Source organism: Specibacter sp. NPDC057265 (assembly GCF_042668835.1).
Classification (GTDB): domain Bacteria; phylum Actinomycetota; class Actinomycetes; order Actinomycetales; family Micrococcaceae; genus Specibacter.
Genome location: NZ_JBHUYE010000030.1, coordinates 1 through 20,359 on the forward strand (window position 1 = coordinate 1; position 20,359 = coordinate 20,359).

18 protein-coding genes and 1 tRNA gene are annotated in these 20,359 nt (G+C 62.1%); 10 read left to right on the top strand and 9 right to left on the bottom strand.

Features of this window, described 5'->3' with window-relative positions; all coding sequences use genetic code 11:
* Nucleotides 1-216 precede the first annotated feature (216 nt).
* Both ACFUCV_RS14325 and ACFUCV_RS14330 read left to right on the top strand, forming a co-directional pair.
* Nucleotides 217-2,355: a cytochrome c oxidase assembly protein gene (locus tag ACFUCV_RS14325; RefSeq protein ID WP_380816929.1), complete on the top strand. Its 2,139-nt coding sequence runs from the start codon at nt 217-219 to the stop codon at nt 2,353-2,355.
* On the top strand, nt 2,355-4,313 hold the full coding sequence (locus ACFUCV_RS14330) for an NHL domain-containing thioredoxin family protein (protein WP_380816899.1): 1,959 nt from the start codon (nt 2,355-2,357) through the stop codon (nt 4,311-4,313). Before ACFUCV_RS14325 ends, ACFUCV_RS14330 begins: the two co-directional genes overlap by 1 nt.
* Before the next feature lie 41 nt (nt 4,314-4,354).
* On the opposite strand, the gene ACFUCV_RS14335 is transcribed toward ACFUCV_RS14330, so the two are convergent.
* From ACFUCV_RS14335 to ACFUCV_RS14350, 4 genes are all read right to left on the bottom strand, one after another.
* Nucleotides 4,355-5,341 (bottom strand): hypothetical protein, encoded by a 987-nt coding sequence (locus tag ACFUCV_RS14335; RefSeq protein WP_380816901.1) that lies wholly within the window; start codon nt 5,339-5,341, stop codon nt 4,355-4,357.
* A gap of 106 nt (nt 5,342-5,447) precedes the next feature.
* Nucleotides 5,448-6,374 (bottom strand): AEC family transporter, encoded by a 927-nt coding sequence (locus ACFUCV_RS14340; RefSeq protein ID WP_380816903.1) that lies wholly within the window; start codon nt 6,372-6,374, stop codon nt 5,448-5,450.
* 118 nt (nt 6,375-6,492) lie between these two features.
* Nucleotides 6,493-6,903 carry an aspartate 1-decarboxylase gene (gene panD / locus ACFUCV_RS14345; protein ID WP_380816905.1) on the bottom strand — a complete coding sequence of 137 codons (411 nt, stop codon included), beginning with the start codon at nt 6,901-6,903 and terminating at the stop codon, nt 6,493-6,495.
* Between the two features lie 83 nt (nt 6,904-6,986).
* Nucleotides 6,987-7,862, bottom strand: a complete 876-nt coding sequence (locus ACFUCV_RS14350) for a LysR family transcriptional regulator (protein WP_380816907.1) — start codon at nt 7,860-7,862, stop codon at nt 6,987-6,989.
* A gap of 122 nt (nt 7,863-7,984) precedes the next feature.
* Here ACFUCV_RS14350 and ACFUCV_RS14355 point away from each other — a divergent pair, with 122 nt between their 5' ends.
* Entirely contained in the window at nt 7,985-9,310 is a 1,326-nt protein-coding gene (locus ACFUCV_RS14355) for an MFS transporter (RefSeq protein WP_380816909.1), read from the top strand.
* On the opposite strand, the gene ACFUCV_RS14360 is transcribed toward ACFUCV_RS14355, so the two are convergent.
* The 3 genes from ACFUCV_RS14360 to ACFUCV_RS14370 form a co-directional block, all read right to left on the bottom strand.
* Nucleotides 9,288-9,722 (bottom strand): very short patch repair endonuclease, encoded by a 435-nt coding sequence (locus ACFUCV_RS14360; RefSeq protein WP_380816911.1) that lies wholly within the window; start codon nt 9,720-9,722, stop codon nt 9,288-9,290. The genes ACFUCV_RS14355 and ACFUCV_RS14360 overlap by 23 nt on opposite strands.
* 37 nt (nt 9,723-9,759) lie before the next feature.
* Nucleotides 9,760-10,905 carry a N(5)-(carboxyethyl)ornithine synthase gene (locus ACFUCV_RS14365; RefSeq protein WP_380816932.1) on the bottom strand — a complete coding sequence of 382 codons (1,146 nt, stop codon included), beginning with the start codon at nt 10,903-10,905 and terminating at the stop codon, nt 9,760-9,762.
* A gap of 143 nt (nt 10,906-11,048) precedes the next feature.
* Nucleotides 11,049-11,119 (bottom strand) — tRNA-Gly (locus ACFUCV_RS14370).
* Between the two features lie 179 nt (nt 11,120-11,298).
* Between ACFUCV_RS14370 and dcd the strand changes: the two genes are divergently transcribed.
* The gene (gene dcd / locus ACFUCV_RS14375) at nt 11,299-11,874 is read left to right on the top strand and encodes a dCTP deaminase (RefSeq protein WP_380816913.1); all 576 of its coding nucleotides are present in this window, start codon (nt 11,299-11,301) and stop codon (nt 11,872-11,874) included.
* A 78-nt stretch (nt 11,875-11,952) separates the two neighbouring features.
* Here dcd and ACFUCV_RS14380 read toward each other — a convergent pair whose 3' ends face one another.
* The gene (locus tag ACFUCV_RS14380) at nt 11,953-13,281 is read right to left on the bottom strand and encodes an MFS transporter (protein WP_380816915.1); all 1,329 of its coding nucleotides are present in this window, start codon (nt 13,279-13,281) and stop codon (nt 11,953-11,955) included.
* A 191-nt stretch (nt 13,282-13,472) separates the two neighbouring features.
* On the opposite strand from ACFUCV_RS14380, the gene ACFUCV_RS14385 reads away from it, so the two are divergent.
* The 6 genes from ACFUCV_RS14385 to mnhG are packed head-to-tail and all read left to right on the top strand — an operon-like array spanning nt 13,473 to nt 19,883.
* Nucleotides 13,473-16,451, top strand: a complete 2,979-nt coding sequence (locus ACFUCV_RS14385; protein WP_380816917.1) for a Na+/H+ antiporter subunit A — start codon at nt 13,473-13,475, stop codon at nt 16,449-16,451.
* Nucleotides 16,448-16,993: a Na(+)/H(+) antiporter subunit C gene (locus ACFUCV_RS14390; protein ID WP_380816918.1), complete on the top strand. Its 546-nt coding sequence runs from the start codon at nt 16,448-16,450 to the stop codon at nt 16,991-16,993. Before ACFUCV_RS14385 ends, ACFUCV_RS14390 begins: the two co-directional genes overlap by 4 nt.
* A complete protein-coding gene (locus tag ACFUCV_RS14395; protein WP_380816920.1) occupies nt 16,990-18,618 on the top strand; it encodes a Na+/H+ antiporter subunit D in 1,629 nt (542 codons plus the stop codon). The genes ACFUCV_RS14390 and ACFUCV_RS14395 overlap by 4 nt, the downstream gene beginning before the upstream one ends.
* The gene (locus ACFUCV_RS14400) at nt 18,615-19,250 is read left to right on the top strand and encodes a Na+/H+ antiporter subunit E (RefSeq protein WP_380816921.1); all 636 of its coding nucleotides are present in this window, start codon (nt 18,615-18,617) and stop codon (nt 19,248-19,250) included. Before ACFUCV_RS14395 ends, ACFUCV_RS14400 begins: the two co-directional genes overlap by 4 nt.
* Nucleotide 19,251: 1 nt before the next feature.
* A complete protein-coding gene (locus ACFUCV_RS14405) occupies nt 19,252-19,518 on the top strand; it encodes a monovalent cation/H+ antiporter complex subunit F (RefSeq protein WP_380816923.1) in 267 nt (88 codons plus the stop codon).
* Nucleotides 19,515-19,883 (top strand): monovalent cation/H(+) antiporter subunit G, encoded by a 369-nt coding sequence (mnhG, locus tag ACFUCV_RS14410; protein ID WP_380816925.1) that lies wholly within the window; start codon nt 19,515-19,517, stop codon nt 19,881-19,883. The genes ACFUCV_RS14405 and mnhG overlap by 4 nt, the downstream gene beginning before the upstream one ends.
* Before the next feature lie 72 nt (nt 19,884-19,955).
* On the opposite strand, the gene ACFUCV_RS14415 is transcribed toward mnhG, so the two are convergent.
* On the bottom strand, nt 19,956-20,207 hold the full coding sequence (locus tag ACFUCV_RS14415; protein WP_380816927.1) for a DUF4235 domain-containing protein: 252 nt from the start codon (nt 20,205-20,207) through the stop codon (nt 19,956-19,958).
* Nucleotides 20,208-20,359: the final 152 nt, after the last annotated feature.

Genomic DNA, 20,359 nt, shown 5'->3' on the forward strand with positions numbered 1-20,359 from the left:
ACCATGGCGGCGGCCGGGATTTTCCCGGCCGCCGCCATTTTTTAACGCCCCCATTCCTGAGAGCCGGCTGATTCGCCGCTTCTTTGTCCCGTGCAGGACAATGGAAGGGTGCCACCGGTAAATACTTCCCCCGCCCCCGCCCCTGCAGCATTACGCCGGGGCGCGTTCACCCATGGCATCCGCAGCCGTTGGTGGTGGTGCGGCCTGGCAGCGGCCATGGCGGCCGTGGTGCTGTCCCTGTCCTGGACAGGCGCCAATGCCGTCGCCGAGCTGGCTGATCCCGGGGCCGTGACCCGCTGGGGTCTGCCCTTGGCCACGGCAGTGCACAACTTGTCCCTCTCGGCGGTGCTGGGCGCATTGGTTTTCGCAGTCGTCATCCTTCCCAAGGACCTCAAGCCGCACCGCACCCGGACGGCCAGCCACAAGGACGACGGCGCCAAACGTGCCCCCCAGCCCGAACATCCGGCCTTCACCCGCGCCATGAACCTTGCCATGGTCGCTGGCGGTGTATGGACGCTCTCTGCCATTGCAGTGCTGGTCTTTACCTATTCGAACGTGTCAGCTTTGCCGTTGAGCGGCAACTCCGAATACACCAACATGCTGGTGTTCTTTGTCACCGAGCTGCCGGCTGGACAAGCCTGGCTGATCATCACCATTCTGGCGGCAGTGGTCACCACACTGGTCATTGGGCTGCGCAGCATCAGCGCCCTGGCGGTTCCGCTGGTGCTGACCTTGATCTCCTTTGTGCCGCAGGCCCTTATTGGCCATTCCGCCTCCAGCGCCGACCACAAGGGTGCGGTGAACTCCCTGTTCCTGCACATTGCCGGAGCGGCACTGTGGGTGGGTGGAATCATTGTCCTGGTGGTCATTTCCGGTGCCCTGGGCAAAATCACTGCCCAGACACTGCAGCGCTTTTCCGCCCTGGCTCTTTTCGCCTTTGTGGGTGTTGCGGGCTCCGGGGTCATCAATGCCGCCATCCGCATCACCACTTGGGGGGATTTGTTCGGTTCCTCCTACGGGCAGCTGCTTGTGGCCAAGTTCGCCGCCACCGTGGTGTTGGGCGTCATTGGTTATATGCACCGCCAGTGGATCATTCCGCGGCTGGCAGGTGGCAGCCACAACACCGGCAGCGACAATACCCGGCGTCTGCTGTGGCAATTGATCTTTGTGGAACTGCTCGTCATGGGCGCTGTCAGCGGCATTGCCGTTGCTCTGGGCCGTTCCGCCCCGCCGCAGTCACGCGAACTGGTGCAGGAAGCGTTGACACCGGCTGAAATTCTCACCGGCTACCCGCTGCCCCCGGAACTGGAATTTTCCCGCTGGTTCACGGAATGGCGGATGGACTGGCTCTGGGTGGCCTTTGCCGTGATGGCCGCAGCCATGTACCTCAGTGGAATCATCAAGCTGCGCCGACGCGGTGACAAATGGTCAGTGCTGCGCAGCGTGTCCTGGTTTGCCGGATTGCTGGCCCTGGTCTACATCACCTCCGGCGGCCCGGCGGTGTACGGCGCCGTCTTGTTCAGCGCGCACATGATGGAGCACATGGCGCTCATGGCCATTGCGCCGCTGTTTTTGGCCCTGGGCTCGCCGGTCTCCCTGGCGTTGCAGGCCTTGACGCCGCGCCGGGACGGGTCCCGGGGCATCCGGGAGTGGATCCTGGTGCTGGTGCACTCCAAATATTCCAAAATCATCACCCACCCGCTTTTTGCCGCGGCCAACTTCTCCGGCAGCCTGGTGCTGTTTTACTACACGCCGGCATTCAACCTGGCCATGACGTACCACCTGGGCCATGAGCTGATGATCATTCACTTCTCACTGACCGGCTACATCCTCGTGCAGAGCATGATTGGCGCCGATCCCCTGCCCACCCGCGCCCCCTACCCGCTGCGGCTGGTGCTGCTGCTGGCCACCATGGCGTTCCACGCCTTCTTTGGCGTTTCGTTGATGATGGCCACGGGGCTGTTGTCCGGGGAGTACTTTGGCAACATGGGCCGTCCCTGGGGGGACGGTGCCCTGGTGGACCAGCAGGCCGCCGGCGGCATTGCCTGGGGCGTGGGCGAGGTCCCCACCTTCCTCATTGCCATGGGGGTGGCGTACATGTGGTCCCAGTCCGATGCCCGCGAGACCAAACGCAAGGACCGCGCCGCGGACAGGAATAAGGACGCCGAACTGGACGCTTACAATGACATGTTTGCCCAGCTTGCCGCCCGTGACGCCTCACTGGCAGGCACGATGCAAACCCGGGCAGTGTCGAATGGTCCGCAAAAACCGCACGACGGCGCCCAGTACGCCACGGACAACACCAATAAGAGCGCGCCGGGTCACCCGGGCGGTACGCAAGGAGAATCGCACTAGTGGAATCCTCAACAATATCCAGCCCCGCCACCAGCAAACCCGTGCGGGTGCGTGCCTCGGAACTGGTGGGCCGCGGCTGGTTGAACACCGGGGGAGCGGAGCTGGATCTTGAAAAGCTCCGCGGCAAAATTGTGCTCCTTGATTTCTGGACCTTCTGCTGCATCAACTGCCTGCACGTTTTGGATGAGCTGCGCCCGCTGGAAACGCAGTACAAGGACGTGCTGGTGACAGTGGGTGTGCACTCGCCCAAATTTGAGCATGAGGCGGATCCCGTGGCCCTGGCTGCAGCCGTTGAACGCTATGACATCACCCACCCTGTGCTGGACGACCCCGAACTGCTGACCTGGCAGGCGTACTCCGCGCGTGCCTGGCCCACCCTGGTGGTTGTCGACCCCGAAGGCTACATTGTGGCGCACCTGTCCGGGGAAGGGCACGCTGCCGGCTTGGCGTCCTTCATTCCGGAGCTGATTTCCGAGCACGAGGCCAAGGGCACGCTGCACCGCGGTGATGGCCCGTATGTGGCCCCCGAACCCGTGGTCCGGGATCTGCGGTTCCCCGGCAAGGTGCTGCCGCTGCCGGGAGGCAACTTCCTGGTCTCGGACACCGGCCACCACCGGCTGGTGGAAATGGGCCCTGATTTGGTGAGCGTAGTGCGCACCATTGGTGCCGGCGGCAAGGGCAGCGAAGACGGCTCCGCTGACCAGGCCCGCTTCAATGAACCGCAGGGTCTGGCGCTGCTCCCGGACCAGGTGGCGGCGGCCGTGGGGTACGACGTCGTCGTGGCCGATTCGGTCAACCACCTCCTGCGCGGGGTGACGCTGGCCAGCGGCCGGGTGCGCACGCTGGCAGGCAGCGGCGTCCAGCGCCTGCTTGATTCCGGCCCCGCCCGCGTCAACGACAGTGGTGCCCCGGCGTCCGGCACCGAGCTAGGTGATGCCCCCCTGGAGGTGGCGTTGTCCTCGCCGTGGGATGTGGCGTACTCCACCGTGCTGCAGACGGTTCTGATTGCCATGGCCGGCACGCATCAAATTTTTTCCTTCAATCCCGTCAGCGGCGCCTTGCAGGTGGTGGCTGGCAATGGACTCGAGGGACTGTTGGACGGAGCCCCCGAACAGGCTTGGTTTGCGCAGCCCTCGGGGTTGACCGAAGACGCCCACGGCAACATTTGGGTTGCCGATTCGGAAACCTCAGCCTTGCGCGTGTTGAAGTTCGACGCCGGATCCGCCGATGCAGCTGCCCCAACCCCCACGGTGGAGACGGCCATTGGTGAGGGGCTCTTTGATTTCGGCTTCCGTGACGGCGACGCCGCGCAGGCACGTTTGCAGCACCCCTTGGGGGTGGCAGTGTTGCCCGACGGTTCGGTGGCCATTGCCGACACCTACAACGGTGCCGTACGCCGCTACGATCCGGCCACGCAGAGCGTAAGCACCCTGGCGCGGGGATTGTCCGAACCCAGCGACGTGCTCCTTGATGAGACGGGTGAGGTTCCGCTGCTCATTGTGGTGGAGGCCAACAAGCACCAGCTGCTTCGTCTGCCGCTGCCTCAAAATGCCCTGCAGGTGGATGAGGGCGCCGTCCAGACCCAACGCCCCAAAACGGCTGTGGCACCGGGGGACTTGGCGGTGACCATTAACTTCTCCGCCCCCACGGGCCAAAAACTCGACGACCGCTGGGGCGATCCCACCCAGTTGAAGGTATCCTCAACGCCGCCGGAACTTTTGCTCAGCGGTGGCGGAACCTCCATTGGCCTGCAGCGCACACTGGTGCTTTCCGCCGATGTGCCCGAGGGTGTCCTGCACCTGACGGCCCGGGCGGCTGCCTGCGACGGACCCGAGGATGCCAATGGGGAGATCCCCGACCATGCCGCCTGCCACCTGTACCAGCAGGACTGGGGCATTCCCGTCTCGCTGGGTGCCGATGGTGCCACGGAGCTTGTCCTGGACCTGCGCGGGGTCTAGCCCGGTTTGGGGGCGGGTTCAACGCCTGCCCCCGGCCGGCTCTAGTAGTTGATCACCGGAGTGACGGAGACGTCGGTGCCGCTGATTTGCAGCTTGGCCGTAAACTCAAACTCCGAGTTCTGCTTCACGTTTTGAAGCACGCCGGTAAAAAGGTCCTGTTCCTCAAATGCCAGCTGCGTTTTCACTGTCAGGGGAGCGAGCACCCATTGCCCATTAAAGGGGGTGATGGTGATGGCCGGGTAGCCCACAATGGTCCAGGTGATTGGGGATGCCACCCGGTTGTTGGAAATTGCCGTCATGGGGCAGCCGGTGGGCATGAGGACTGCCTGCTGCGCGCAGTCGTCAAGGTACTTGCGGATGACGCCGTCGACCTGCGCCAGCAAATCGCTGGTGGGTCCGCTGGCCAGGGCCACCGCCGGCACGGCTTGATCGGCGCCGGTGACAACGCGGGTGACGGGTGGCGCGGCAAACAGGGCCGAACGGAATTCCAGCTCATAGGATCCGGGGTAAAAAACCGCGAAGGAATTGCGGCCGGCAGGCATGTTCGCCGGCACGCCGTTGATGGACGCCTCATTGGCGTTGACCACTGAGGCGGACACGGTGGGCAAGGTGCTGGGAACCATGGTCCAAGTGTCGAAAAACAGCCACTGCCGCGGTCCGGAGACCAGCAGGAAGTCAGTGCTCAATTCCTCCCCGTCAACGGTGTAGCTGACTGTGACACGCTTTTGATTCCCGGCGGCATCGACGGCGTCGGCCACACGCACATCACCAAGTGCCGCCTGGGTCTGCGCCAGGGCAGGCCCGTCCAGCGCTGCGGCGTTGGCGCTGGGAACCTTGGCCTGCAGCAGGCCAAGGGCCCTGGACCCGTCACCTTCCCGCAGGGCCTGCAGATAATGCTGGACGGTTTTTTCCGGACCAAATTCCCGGCTGTTCACAACTCCAATGGTGATCATGGCAGCGGCAATTCCCAGCATGAACAGCAACAGCCATGCGGCGGCAATCCGAATCAAGGCAGTCCCGTTCTTCACGCCGTCAACTGTACCGGCTCCCACCGCAGGGCTGGAATTGCCCGCGGGGGGAAGCTGCCGGGGCTTACCGGCCTTCAGGCCGCGGCTGTGCCGGGCGGTCCGGCGCTCATCCCAGCAGGAAGGCCACGCCAAACATGGTCGGGATGGCCAAAATGGTGGTAATGAGCACTGTGTCCTTGGCCACCGCCACACCGAGTTGATAGCGCTGGGCCGTGACAAACACATTCTGTGCCGTGGGCAGGGACGCTGCGACCACCACGGCAAACAAAGCGGCACCGCTGAGGCCAAAGGCAAATTGCCCCAGCAAATAAGCGAGCAGGGGATGCAGCAGCAGCTTAAATCCCGAGGCCAGCAAAATATCCGCGCGCCGGTGGTCGCCAGCTGACAATGGCTTGGTGGTGCCCAGGGACATGCCGAAGGCTATCAGGATGGCGGGGATGGCGGCGCCGGCAATTAAATCCAGCGGCTCGGCCACGAGCCGCGGCAGCTGCCAGCCCGTGGCGGCCAGGACAAGGCCCAGGGCAGTGCCCACAATCATGGGGTTGGTGATGATTTGCAGCACCATTCGCACCACAGTGACCCGGCGCCCGCTGGCCAGGGCATCGAGCAGCATCAAGTAGAAGGGGGTATAGAACGCCAACTGAAATACCAGAACCGGCGCAATGAGGGCGGCGTCGCCTAAAACATAGGCGGCAATGGGGATGCCCAAGTTGGCGGCATTGGCGGTGGAGGAAGACATGGCCGCAATCAATGATTCCGCAAGCGGACGCTTGAGCCAGCACCTGGCTATGAGCAAAAGGATGCCGGCTGTGGCAAGGGCGCTGCTGGCTGCCACCCACAAAGGGCCGGCAAACACACTGGCCAGATTGGCGCCGGCCAAGGTTTGGACCAGCAGGGCCGGGCTGGCCACGAAGAAGGACAACCGGCTCAGCACCATGGGGGCATTTTCCCCCAAGAGCTTTCTGCGGCCCACAAACCAGCCCACCATGATGACGAGCCAGACCACTGAAAAACCCTCAATGACGGCTAGCATGGCGGCGTTGGCCTGATGTGGGGTTGGGCTGGCACGTTGCCCAGCCTAGCGCTGGCGGCGCGATCCTGCGCTTGGCGGGGCTCCCGTGGCCGGCCGGCAGGCAGCAAAAGTGCGTAGCTTACAGTGCCAGAGCGGGCCGCAGCACGCCCTCGGTGACGGCTTCAGCGGGGTCGGTGCCGCGCTTGACGATGGAATTTTGTCCGTCGACGTGGACGACGGCAGGCACATGGGCGCGTGCTTCGGCGTCGCTCATCTGTGCGTAGCTGATCAGGATGACCAAATCGCCCACGGCCACGAGATGGGCTGCGGCGCCATTGATGCCAATGACACCTGACCCGCGCTCACCGGCGATCGTGTAGGTTTCCAGGCGGGCCCCGTTGGTGATGTCCACAATGGAAACCAGTTCCCCGGGGAGGATGTCCGCAGCGTCCAGCAGATCAGTGTCGACAGTGACCGAACCGACGTAGTGGAGGTCCGCGTGGGTCACGGTGGCGCGGTGGATCTTGGACTTAAACATTGTTCGGTTCATAACGGAACAAGTCTACAGCCCGGGGTGTGGGGCGCGGTGTGAGCTTGCTTACCGGTGCTGCCCGCGGCACCGGCGCCGTGCCGCTAACGTCTGCTGACTGGCGTGAGTTTGCGGCCCATGATGGCGCGGGTCAGCGCGTCCACCACCTCGGTGTTGGCCAGTGGGTTGCGGATGAGCGTGAAATCCACCTTGCCCACCGGGGGAAGCTCGAAGCGTTCGGTGATGACCTGCAGGTCATCGGGAATCAGGGAGGTGGGCATGACGGCAATGCCAATCCCTGCCCGAAGGGCGGCCAACACGCCACTGATTTGTTTGGTGGTGCAGGTGACGCGCCAGGTCCGGCCCGCGTCCTCCAAGGCGTCAAGCGCCAGTTTGCGGCTCAAGCTGGGGGCTGGATAGGCAATGACCGGCACCGGGGTGCCAGGATCCAGCACCGTCTGCTCCAAACCCACCCAGGAGAAGGTGTCCTGCTTGACCACCTCGCCCTCCTGGGCTCCGGAGACCCACTTCACAAACACCAAATCCAATGCCCCGGCCTTGAGCCGGCGATGCAGCTGGTCGCTTTGGCTGACTGTGAGTTCCAGGTTGATTTGCGGGTAGAGCTGCCGGAACTCACGCAAAATCCGGGGCAGCCCGGTAATGGCCAGGTCATCCGCGGTGCCAAAGCGCAGGCGTCCGCGCATGGCGGCTCCGGAAAAGTACCGTCTGGCCGCGTCGTTGGCGGCCAGGATGGTGCGGGCAAATCCGGCCATGGCGTCCCCATTGTCGGTGAGCTGCAGTTCCCGGGTATCCCGGTTCACCAGCGCCCGCCCCGCAGCCTGCTCCAGTTTGCGCACATGCTGGCTGACGGTGGGCTGGCTGATGCCCAGCCGTTGGGCGGCGCGGGTGAAATTGCGGGTTTCGGCCAAGGCCAGGAAGCTTTTGAGCTGCTCCGGGGCAAAAGTGGGTGCATCGGACATGCTGGACTCCCCGTCACTATTACATTTGCCAATAGTACTTATAGCGATCATACTCTTCTGACATATGCGCGGGAGCCCTATGGTTGAAAGGGCAGTGACCCACACCTTCCAGTCCCAGGACCATGACGTTGACTCCCCCCGTAACGCCACTGACAGCGCCCCTCAATCTAGTCACCACCCGCCCTCCGTGGAGCCAGACCTTTTCATCGTTAAAAATCCGCAACTACAGGATTTTTGCCTCCGCGAACATTCTCGCCGTGGTGGCCCTGTGGATGCAGCGGGTGGCCCAGGACTGGATGGTCCTGGAACTTTCCGGCTCAGTCACGGCCGTGGGCATCACGGTGTTCATGCAGTTCATTCCCTCACTGCTGCTCATGCCCCTGGGCGGAATCCTGGCCGACAGGTATTCCAAGCGCCTGATCCTGATGATCAGCCAAGGGGCCGCGGGCGCACTTGCCGCCCTCCTGGCCGTGCTGGCGCTGACGGGAAATCTCCAGGTGTGGCACATTTACATCATTGCCTTTGTGCTGGGGCTGGTGGTGGTGGCCGACCAGCCCGCCCGCCAGGTGTTCGTCAATGAGCTGGTGGGTCCGGCCCAGCTGCGCAATGCCATTAGTTTGAACTCGTCGATCTTCCAGCTTGGCGGCATGGTGGGCCCGGCCGTCAGCGGGGTCTTGATCATGGCCGTGGGTGGTGGCTGGGCCTTCGCCGCAAACGCCGCGGCCTGCCTGGTGACAGTTCTGTCGCTGCTGCTGATCAGGACCGGGGAGCTGGTGAAGATGACGCCGGTGAAACGGGCCAAGGGCCAGCTCATGGAAGGCGTCCGTTACGCGCTGAACAAACCCACCATTGTGTTCCCCGCCATCATGGCGGCGGTCTTTGCGGTCTTTGGGCTGAGCCTGCCCGTGCTGATGACCGCTTATGCCAATGACGTGTTCGACGTCGGCGCCGGCGGCTACGGCCTGCTGAACACCCTGGTGGCGGTGGGCGCTTTGGGCGGGGCGCTGGCCTCGACCCGTTTTGCGACGTTGCGGCTGCGCGGGGTGATGTCAGCCGCCGGCGCCTACGGGGTGGTGTTGATGGGTGCCGCATTTGCCCCTTCCATGGCCACCTTTGGCACCGTCATGGTGGTCGCCGGATTTGCCTCCCTGCTGTTCCTCACCAGTGCCAACCAACTGGTGCAAATGTCCACCAATGTCAGCATTCGCGGCAGGGTCATGAGCCTGTACATCATGGTGCTCATTGGCGGGCAGGCCATTGGCGGTCCCTTGATGGGCGCGTTGGCCGAACAGTGGGGCGTGCAGTGGGCCACCGTTCTGGCAGGTGGCATGCCCGCGCTGGCAGCGCTGGCCATTGCCCTGGTGTTGGCCCGGCGGGGCCAGCTGACGCTGCGCCTCGATTTCCGCAGCGCCCGCCACCTTGTCTTCATTGTCCCGAAGGGGAGCTGAGCGGCGGCCCCAGGGCGTCAGCCAAGGTGCGGGCCACGGCGCCGGGATCCCGCAGCTCGCATTCCCAGACGGTGATTGACGTCCAGCCCAGATCAGCCAGGCGGGCAATTGCCTCCCGGTCGCGTTCGATGGTCCGGGCGCGTTTGGCTTCCCAAAACTCTGCATTGGTTCCCGGCTTGCGGGTGCCGCCGGGGCAGTGGTGGGAGTGCCAAAAGCAGCCATTGACAAAGACGGCCCGGCGGCGGCCGCGGAAAACCACATCCGGAGTGCCGGGCAGATCCTTGGCATGGAGCCGGTACCTGTAGCCGGCGGCAAAAAGCATCCGCCGCACCAGCATTTCCGGTTTGGTGTCCTTGCCGCGGATTCGGGACATGGTCCGGCTGCGTTGTTTCGGGGTCATCGAATCAACCATGCGCCCATGATACTTAAGATCCATGCGCGCACAGCTGTTACAGCGACAGGTGCGGGTACTCTTCCTGGCGCCGCTGGAACTGCAGGATCGCGGGGTTGCGCACCACGCCGTCGGCAATTTCAATGGCACGGTCAATGGTGTCATTGCCGGCCCACGCCCCGGGGCCGGCCACCACCGTGTCAATGAACGGGATGAGGCCCTCGCTGATTTCCCAGGTGGCGGAGTTCCACAGGTAGCTGGGGCTGTGGTCCACGGCGTAGTAATTGATCCCATTGCCCACGGTGAACATGGGTTCGGTGAAGGTGGTGGTGCGGGCCCAGCTAAAGCCCATGCCCTCATCACAGGACACATCCACAATGAGGCTGCCGGGCCTGAAGGCGCCCAGATCCCCGGTGGTCAAATACGTCATGGGGGAGTTGGGATCCTGCAGGGTGCAGTTCACTACAATGTCGGCCTCGGCCAGGAAGGCTGCCAGGGGCACCTCCCCGTCCCCGAGCAGGACGTTGCCGGCATGGGGAGGTTCCGGCGCGAACTCAAACTGCACCATTTCGGCGGAGTGGATGGGTGCGGCCACGGCAGCGACATTGCGGCTGGTGAGCACCTGCACATCGTGGATGCCCAAGGCGCTCAACGCGGTGACGGCGCCACGGGCGGTGGCACCAAAACCAATCACCACGGCCTTCAGCCGGCGTCCATAGTCACCGGTTGAGCCAATCAGCGACAGCGAGTGCAGCACGGAGGAATACCCGGCCAGCTCGTTGTTTTTGTGGAAGACGTGGAGGCCGAATCCGCCGTCGGAGGTCCAGTGGTTCATGACCTCAAAGGCAATAAGGGTCAGCTTCTTGTCAATGGCCAGCTGGGTGATGGCGCGGTCCTGGACGCAGTGCGGCCACCCCCACAGGATTTGACCATCACGGAGCTCGGCCAGATCCGCTGCCTGCGGCTTGGGCAGCAGGATGACGTCGGCATTGGCAATGACCTCGGCCCGCGGCGCAACGTGGCCCACCAACTCGGCCAGGGCGGAGTCGGAGACGCCGAAACGGAGCCCGTAGCCCTCCTCCACCACCATGCGTGCGCGGATGTGGGGCTCGATGCGGGAGAAATGCTCCGGGTGGATGGGTGCGCGCCGCTCATCGGGCTTCCGCGAGGCGCCGATCACGCCCAGACGCAAGGGGGCGGGCATGGTTGGGTTCTGCGCTGATTCGGTGGACATGGTTGCTCCTGCCATTAAAGAACCCTGACGGGCTCTGGAACCGACACTACTGCACGGCGCTTAAACAAGTGTTGCCCCCAGAATTCCTGGGGGCAACACCTTGATGCGTGCAGAGCGGGCGACGGGAATCGAACCCGCGTATCGAGCTTGGGAAGCTAGCGCTCTACCATTGAGCTACGCCCGCACGGGAAGTGGATGCTTTATCGCTGCCGCCATTTCCGTTCTTGATTCTAGCGTGAACCCACGGGCATTCATGACCAGTGACACGCCACAAGATGCCCGCGGCCGGAATGCGGCGTTCCGTACCGGGCCCTGCCAGGCTTTAGGGCGGCTGCGTGGCGCCGGATGCGCTAAATTTAGAAAGTGCTGATCTCCGACCGCGACATCCGAGCCGAAATAGCCGCCAACCGCATTGCCCTGGACCCCTATGACCCCGCCATGGTGCAGCCGTCCAGCGTGGATGTGCGCATTGACAGGTACTTCAGGCTTTTTGACAACCACCGCTATGCCCACATTGATCCGGCTGAAGAGCAGCCGGAGCTGACCCGCCTGGTGGAGGTGGATGCGGATGAGGCGTTCATTCTGCACCCGGGGGAGTTCGCCCTGGCTTCCACCTATGAAACCGTCACGCTGCCGGACGATGTTGCCGCGCGCCTGGAGGGCAAGTCCTCGCTGGGGCGTCTGGGGTTGTTGACGCATTCCACGGCCGGTTTCATTGATCCCGGATTCTCCGGCCACATCACCTTGGAGCTGTCCAATGTGGCCACCTTGCCCATCAAGCTCTGGCCGGGCATGAAAATTGGCCAGCTGTGCTTTTTCCAGCTCAGTTCGCCGGCGGAAAACCCCTACGGCACCGGCCCCCACCAAAACCGCTACCAGGGCCAGCGCGGCCCCACCGCGTCCCGTTCCCACTTGAACTTCCACCGCACCAGCATTTAGCCCCAGGCACGGCACCGGGAGCCCACCTTTTCATCAAAGGTGGGCTCCTGGTGCCGTTGCCGGCCATTTAAGCCGGCACTAGACGTGGGATGTGCCGCGAGGCGGGGTTTTGACAGGCAGAAGCAGCAACAGGCCCAGCAGCAATACCGCCAAGATGCCAATGATGCCCCAGCGTTGGGCACCAAAGATGATGATGCACAGGCCAAAAAGCTGGGGGGACAAAAATGAGACTGCGCGGCCGGTGGTGGCGTACAGCCCAAAAAGTTCCCCCTCCTGGCCTTCAGGGGCCAGGCGCCCCATAAAGGTCCGGGCCGAGGATTGGGCCGGCCCCACAAACAGGCACAGGATCAGACCAAAGACCCAAAACGCGTTTTTGCCCTCAAGGAACAACAGGGCACCGCCGGAAAGCAGCAGCCCCAGCAGGGACGTGACAATGACCGCCTTGGGGCCGAACCTGTCATCAAAGAAGCCGGCGGAAAGCGCCCCCACCGCCGCCACCACGTTGCCGGCAATGGCAAAGATCAGCACGTCTGCGGTCTCGAAGCCGAAGGATCCCACGGCAAGGACAGCCCCGAAGGTGAAAATGGCGGCCAGGCCGTCACGGAAAATTGCACTGGAAAATAGAAAGTAGAGGGTGTGCCGTTCGGTCCTGGCCAGGTGGCGCACCGTTTGGTACAGCGCCCGGTAGGACTGTAAAAATGTCACCTTGGGCATTTGGGGATCCGGCTTGCTTTCCGGGATGGCCAGCAGCACGGGAATGGAAAAGACCAGGATCCACAGCGCCGAGAACAATGCCACCACACGGTATGTCATGCCGTCGGCGCCGGTAATGCCAAAGATGCCGACGTCGGGCTTGATCAGGGCAAAATAAACAATCAGCAATGCCACAATGCCGCCCAAATACCCGGCAGCCCAGCCAAAACCACTGACCCTGCCAATGGTTTTCCTGGTGGAAATCTGCAGCATCATGGCGTTGTAATTGACGCCGGCCAATTCAAAAAACACGTGCCCGGCGGCAATCAGCAAACAACCCAAAAGCAGGAATGACTCCTGCGGCTGAACAAAGAAACAGGCGCCGGTGAGGACCACCACCACCAGGGTGTTAATGCCCAACCACAATTTGCGGTGCCCGCTGTGGTCCGTGCGCTGCCCGGCCACGGGAGCCAGCAGGGCAATGGCAAAACCGGAGATGGACATGGCAAAGGCGAGGGTGGCGGTGGCTTTGTCAGCCCCGCCAAACTGATCCCCCGTGAGGTACAACGCCGTGAAAATGAAGGTGGTCATGACGGCGTTGAAGGCCGCACCGCCCCAATCCCACAATGACCAGGCAATGATTTGCCCCTTGGTGCCGGGATTTTTTTCTTGGGCAGCTGGCGCAGGCGCGGCATCCGCTGGGTGCTGTGTCATACGGCACATGCTATCGGGCGCAGGAGCCGCCGCTGGCATGGGCAAGGAAAGATTTCTTGCCCGTTTCGGGGCGCCGGCCCAGGCTGGCGGGCAATCGGCGGCTGTGACAGTTGATAAGCTGGGAACGTCGGGTTCCGACAGTGACCCCCGTGATTCGCTCCTTTTCCAGCCCGAAACATGCGGAGACTTTAGTGTTGTTTGTTCTGTGTGCGCACTTCATAGTTTCCCTCGCTGCGCCGATTTTATTTTCCAAATGGGGGCGCTCCGCCTTTTATGTGCTCGCCGCGGTTCCGGCACTTGGTTTCATTTGGCTGGTGGCGCAGTACCCGAAGGTTTACTCGGACGTGCTGCCAAGTCCCAGTGTGGATATTGCGTGGATTCCCGTTTTTGACCTTGACCTCACTTTCCGCATGGACCAATTGGCGTGGTTGATGTCCTTGCTCATTTTGGGCGTGGGGGCGCTGGTGCTGGCCTACTGTGCCAGGTACTTTAAATCCAACGACGCCGGACTCGGTGGCTTTGGTGCCCAATTGCTGGCCTTTGCTGGAGTCATGTTTGGGTTGGTCACGGCCGACAACCTTATTCTGCTGTTTGTTTTCTGGGAACTGACCACCATTTTGTCCTTTTTGCTCATTGGTTACGCCCGGACCCGCATTGCCGCCAGACGTGCGGCGCTGCAGGCCTTGATAGTGACCACTTTTGGTGGGCTCGCCATGCTGGTGGGACTCATCATGGTGGGCGAAACCGCCGGCACTTACAGCATTTCCCAAGTCATGGCGTTGGCGCCGGAACTGGTGGCTGCCGAAGGTTCGGCCCGCACGGTGGTCAACGTGGGGATCGGCCTGCTCTTGATTGGCGCGGTTTCCAAGTCGGCCCTGCTGCCGTTCCACTTTTGGCTTCCAGGCGCCATGGCTGCGCCCACACCCGTGAGCGCCTATCTGCACGCGGCCGCCATGGTGAAAGCCGGAATTTACCTGGTGGCCCGGCTGGCGCCCGGCTTCTCGGAAACCCAGTACTGGCAGATCATGATTGTGGTCCTGGGCTTGGGCACCATGCTGTTGGGAGGCTGGCGCGCCCTGCGCCAGTATGACCTCAAACTGTTGCTGGCCTATGGCACCGTGAGCCAGCTGGGTTTCATCACCTTGGTGGTGGGGTTGGGCAGCGAGGAAGCTGCCATGGCGGGAATGGCCATGGTGTTGGCCCATGGATTGTTCAAGGCCGCCCTGTTTTTGGTGGTGGGCATCATTGACCACCAAAGCGGCACACGTGACATCCGTGAACTGTCGGGGGTGTTCAAGTCCGCGCCCAAGTTGGGTGTGGTGGCCCTTGTTGGTGCCGCATCCATGGCCGGCTTGCCGCCGCTGGCTGGTTTCGTGGCGAAGGAGGGCATCTTTCAAGCCTTCATTGCCTCGGCTGCCTACGGGCCCGCAGGAGCAGTGGTGGGCTGGACGGTGGTGGTGGGGCTCGTCGTCGGTTCAATCCTGACCTTCGCCTACAGTGCGCGTTTTATGTGGTGCGGTTTCTCCACCAAGTCCAAGGGCATGGCGTCGGTGTTCAAGCCCGTGAGCTGGCTGTTCCTGGCCGCGCCGGCCATCCTCAGTGCCCTGACGCTGGCCTTCGGGTTCTTCCCGCACACGGTGGAAAGCTGGATCAAGCCCTACAGCGGGCAGTTCCCGGCCTACGACCCCAAGGGTCTGCACCTGCTGCTGTGGCATGGTTTGACGCCGGCGCTGGGATTGACGGTGATTGTGGTTGCTGGCGGGCTGGTGTTGTTTTTCCTGCGGCAGCAAGTCGAAACCTTGCAGGCACGCCTCCCGGCACCCATTGATTCAGAGCGCGGATACCGTCAAATCATTGTGCTGCTGGACGTTGTTGCCATTTGGGTGACGGGCCGCACGCAGCGTGGTTCGCTCTTCTTTTATCTGGCAGTCATTTTGTCGACGAACGTGGCGGCGGTGCTGGCGGTTTTGTTCCTCACCGAACAAAACTGGAGCGCCACGCTGTACTTCATTGATCCCGGTTCCCCGTTCCAGATCCTGGTGGGGCTGGCCATAGCGGTGGGCGCCATTTCAGCGGCACGGGCCAGCAAGCGCTTCATGGCCGTGCTGCTGGTATCCGTCACCGGGTACGGCATTGCTTTGATCTTTGCATTGCAGGGCGCCCCTGATCTGGCCCTGACGCAAATGCTGGTGGAGACCATCATTTTGGTGGCGTTCGTCTTGGCCATGCGGCAGCTTCCAGCCGGTCTTTTGGAACGCAAGTCAGCAGGCAGCCACCGGGTGGTGCGCTTGATTCTGGGCGTTGCGTTCGGAGCGGCCATGATTGCCGTGGCCATTGTGGCCATGGGCTCGCGCATTCACGATCCCGTCAGCCTGGGACTGCCGGAAATGGCATATGTGGGCGGCGGGGGTCTGAACGTTGTCAATGTGACGCTGGTGGATATCCGGGCGTGGGACACCTACGGTGAAATTGCCGTTCTGGCGATTGCCGCCACGGGTGTGGCGAGCCTGATCTTTGTGCGGGGGCGCGGACAGCGCCTGCCGCGCGCTGAAACCGTCAAGGCCGGCAGTGTGGGCCGGGTGTCGGAGAACCTGACTGAGGCCACCGTAAAAATTGCCACCAAGTTCACCGCATCAAGCGGCAACACCTGGCTGGTGGCAGGACGCACCCTGGCCCCCGAACGGCGCTCCATCATCATTGAGGTGGTGACGCGGCTGCTCTTTCACAGCATCATCATCATTTCCATCTACCTGCTGCTGGCCGGACACAACAGCCCGGGCGGTGGTTTTGCCGGCGGACTCGTTGCCGGACTGGCGCTGACCATCAGGTACCTGGCCGGTGGCCGTTTTGAATTGGCCGAAGCCACCAGGATCTCCGCCGGTGCACTCCTGGGCCTGGGCCTGGCCCTGGCGGCCCTGACAGGCATGGCCCCCCTGTTCTTTGGCGGCGACGTTTTCCAAAGTGCCATCATCTCCTTCACCGCCCCCGTTTTTGGGGACGTCAAGTTTGTCACCTCAACGCTGTTTGATATTGGCGTGTACCTGGTGGTGGTGGGCCTGGTGGTTGATGTGCTGCGCAGTCTGGGATCGGAAATTGATCAACACGAAGAAGACGGGACAGGCAGCATCGAACTAATTGCCGACGACGAGCCGCTGGAGGTGGGGAAGTGAGTGTAAACCTGACCCTGCTGATGGTCATGGGGGTGCTCTACGCGGTGGGCATCTACCTGCTGCTGGAGCGCAGCCTGACCCGCGTCCTGCTGGGATTGATGTTGCTGGCCAATGCCACGAACGTCCTGCTGCTCACCACGGGCGGGTATGCCGGGCTGGCCCCCCTCTTCAATAAAGACATTCCCTCCACGGAATACAACGATCCGCTGCCACAGGCCTTTATTTTGACGTCCATTGTGATTTCCTTTGCCGTGACGGCCTTCATGTTGAGCTTGATTTACCGCTCCTGGCTGCTGAGCCGGGCGGACCGCATTGAAATTGACAAGGAAGATCTCCGTGTTGCGAAGCAGGCGATTTACGACGATGAGGAAGATTCCGAAATTGCTGTTGAAGTTTCCGACTTCCACGAAAATGAACAGCCGCTGGCGAAGCGGGAAACCGTGCCCGGCATAGGCCCCAAGAAGATTGCCGCGGCCCGGGCGGCTGCCCTGAAACGTGATCCGCAAGTGCATCCCACCACCGACGGACGGGAAAGGCCATGAACGTTGCAGGCCTGACGCCTCTGGCCGTGGTCCTGCCCTTTTTGGGGGCGGCACTGGCCTTCGTCCTGATCCGGCACCCCCGGGCCCAGCGTTGGGTGAGTTTGAGCAGCATCTCCCTGACGTTGGCGCTGGAGGTGTGGGTGCTGGCCAGCGTTTGGAATTCGGGCCCCATTGCAGTGCAGTTGGGCGGTTGGCCGCCACCCTTTGGAATTGTGATGGTCGCGGACCAGTTCTCATCATTGCTGTTGGTGATTTCCTCCGCAGTCAGCCTTGCCGTGTTGGCCTACGCCAGCGGCCAGGGTGCTGCCGATGGGGAGGAAGGCGGGCCGGTTTCAGTTTTCCACCCCACTTTTTTGATTCTGGTGGCTGGCGTCTCCAATGCCTTCCTGGCCGGGGATCTTTTCAATCTTTATGTGGGCTTTGAGATCCTGCTGACGGCAAGTTATGTGCTGATGACACTCGGGGGGACCGGATCCCGGGTCCGGGCAGGCATCACCTATGTGGTGGTCAGTGTGGTCTCCTCGATGCTGTTCCTGATCGCGATTGCCATGGTGTACGGAGCGACCGGCACCGTCACGCTGGCTGATTTGGCAGTGAAGCTGGGAGACCTTGATCAAGGGACGCAAAATCTTCTGCACGTGCTGCTGCTGGTTGCCTTTGGCATTAAGGCCGCAGTATTTCCACTCTCCTTCTGGCTCCCTGACTCCTACCCCACGGCGCCTGCGCCCGTCACGGCCGTTTTTGCCGGTCTGCTGACCAAGGTGGGGGTCTATGCCATTGTGCGCACGGAAATTTTGTTGTTTCCGTCCGATGACTTTAATTCCGTCTTGCTGGTCGTGGCACTTTTGACCATGATTGTGGGCATTTTGGGGGCCATGGCGCAGACCGACATTAAACGCATGTTGTCATTTACCCTGGTGAGCCACATTGGGTACATGCTCTTCGGTGTGGCATTGTCTTCGGTCTTGGGGCTTACGGCAGCCATCTTCTACACCATCCACCACATCACCATTCAGACCAGCCTGTTCATGGTCACCGGGCTTATTGAGCGCCGTGGCGGCAGCGCCTCCATCAACCGGCTGGGTGGTTTGGCCAAACTCTCACCCATCCTGGCCGTGCTGTACTTCCTGCCGGCACTGAACCTCTCCGGCATCCCGCCCTTTTCCGGTTTCATTGGAAAGCTTGGCCTGCTGCAGGCGGGCGTGGCTGATGGTTCCGCACTTGCCTACGCCTTGGTGATCGGCGGGGTGGTGGCCAGCTTGTTGACGCTGCTGGTCATGGCCCGTGTCTGGAACCGTGCGTTCATGCGCAGCACCGCGGATGCGGAGGATCCTGAACCGGTTTTGCTGGCCACGGCCCCGGACTCCAGCGGCGAGCCCAGCATGCGCGCCCTGCGCACCAGCAAGTATGTGGAAGCAACCGAGGGACGCTTTTCAGGTGAAAATGAGATCCCCATTTTGCCGCGGGTGATGATTTACTCCACCATGGCCTTGGTGCTTCTGGGCTTGGCCATGACAGTCTTTGCCGGCCCGCTTCTGGATCTCAGCCACGACGCCGCAACGAGCATGCTTGAACGTGTTGACTATATCGAGGCCGTCCTAGGCAGCGGAGCAGGGAACCCATGAGCAAAATGACGCGGGTTGGGCAAAAATCCGCCTTTGTCCAAAAACTGCCGCTGTTTATTTGGTTGGTGGTGGTGTGGGGTGCCTTGTGGCGTGATTTCAGTGTGGGAAACCTGGTTTTTGGGGCCATTATTGCCGTAGCCATCTCGCAGGTTTTTTACCTTCCTCCCGTTGAGCTCAGTGGCCGTTTCAACGTGCTGCGTGCCGTCTTGTTTTTGCCGTGGTTTCTGCGCAAAGTCACAGTGGCCAGCTTTGAAGTGTTGTATTGGGCGGTGGTGAAAGGACCGAATATCCGCAACGCCGTCATTGCGGTGCCCCTGCGCAGTCCTTCCGATCTGCTCATGACCTCCGTAGGCCATGTGCTGTCCCTGATTCCAGGGTCACTGGTGGTGGAGGTGGACAGGGGATCCTCCACCCTGTACGTCCATGCCATGAACGTCCCTACCCCGGACGCTGCAGAGAAGGTCCGTCACGACATTCAATACATTGAGGCGCGCTTGATTGAAGTCATGGGAACCAAGGCCGAGTTGGCGGCTGTGCGTGCCGAACGCTCGGGAGCCGCCATGGTCAGCTATGTCCAGAGCAGGCAGGCCCAACCAGGCGGCGCTTGTGCAACGACGCAGGAGGTGCAGTAAATTGCCGACAGTGGTCATTATTGTTGCCGCAGCACTGGCCTGCGCGGCGGCGTTCACCATTTACCGCATAGCCAAAGGCCCGTCCCTGCTGGATAGGGTCATTGCCGCAGATGTTCTGCTCGCGATCTTTGGTGCCGCGTTGGCGGCGGAAATGGCTGTCAACCATCATCAGGACAACCTGGTCCTGCTGGTGGTGCTGACAGTCATTGGCTTCATTGGTTCAGTGACAGTGGCCCGCTTCGTGGCGCACCGGAGGGAAGAGGGATGAACGCCTTCATTGATGTGTTGACGGCAATTTGCCTGTTGCTCGGTGCTGGCATGAGCTTGGCTGCGGCCATTGGTTTGTTGCGCTTTCCGGATTTGCTTAGCCGCATGCACGCTGCCACCAAGCCGCAGGTCCTGGGACTGTTGCTCATGCTCACGGCTGTGGGCCTGGAGTCCCGGTCCTGGGCCTTGGCTCCGCTTTTGCTGGTGGCCTGGCTTTTTCAGCTGCTCACTGTGCCGGTCTCCGCGCACATGGTGGGCCGGGCAGGCTACCGGACCAAGCACCGCAGACCCGAGCTGCTCAGCGTCGATGAGCTGGATCAGGTGGTGGCCGCCGTGGTGGAGCATGACCGGCGGCATTCGAAGTAGCCGGGAACAAAATATCCCGCCCCGCTGGAATGCGGTGGCGGGATAATGTGGCCCCCATGCCAGATGCGGAATCTATGCGCTCTTGCTCCAGCGCGCAATGGCCTTTTGTGTGGTGCGTCCGGCCAGGACCTGAATGACGGCAGCCACTGCCGAAGAAACCAGGGCAAAAGTCAGGGCTGAGCGAAAACTGCTCTCCAAATCATTGCTGTCCTTGGGCGGCTTGCTGCCGGTGCTTTTCTCCCACACGGCATCCACCACCTTGCTGGCGGCAAAGCCCGCACCCAAACTAATCCCGGTGCCCAACAATTTCACGACTACGTTCATGCAGTGCCTCCTTCAATGAGCGGTGAGCCCGTGGTGGGCAAAACACCATGGCAAGCCTAGCCCGGATTTTTCATGATGGTCCGATTGCCGGCTCAGTGGGGATTTGATTTCTTGCCGGGCCGGTTTTCTGGTTTTGGGCATGGTTAGTGGTC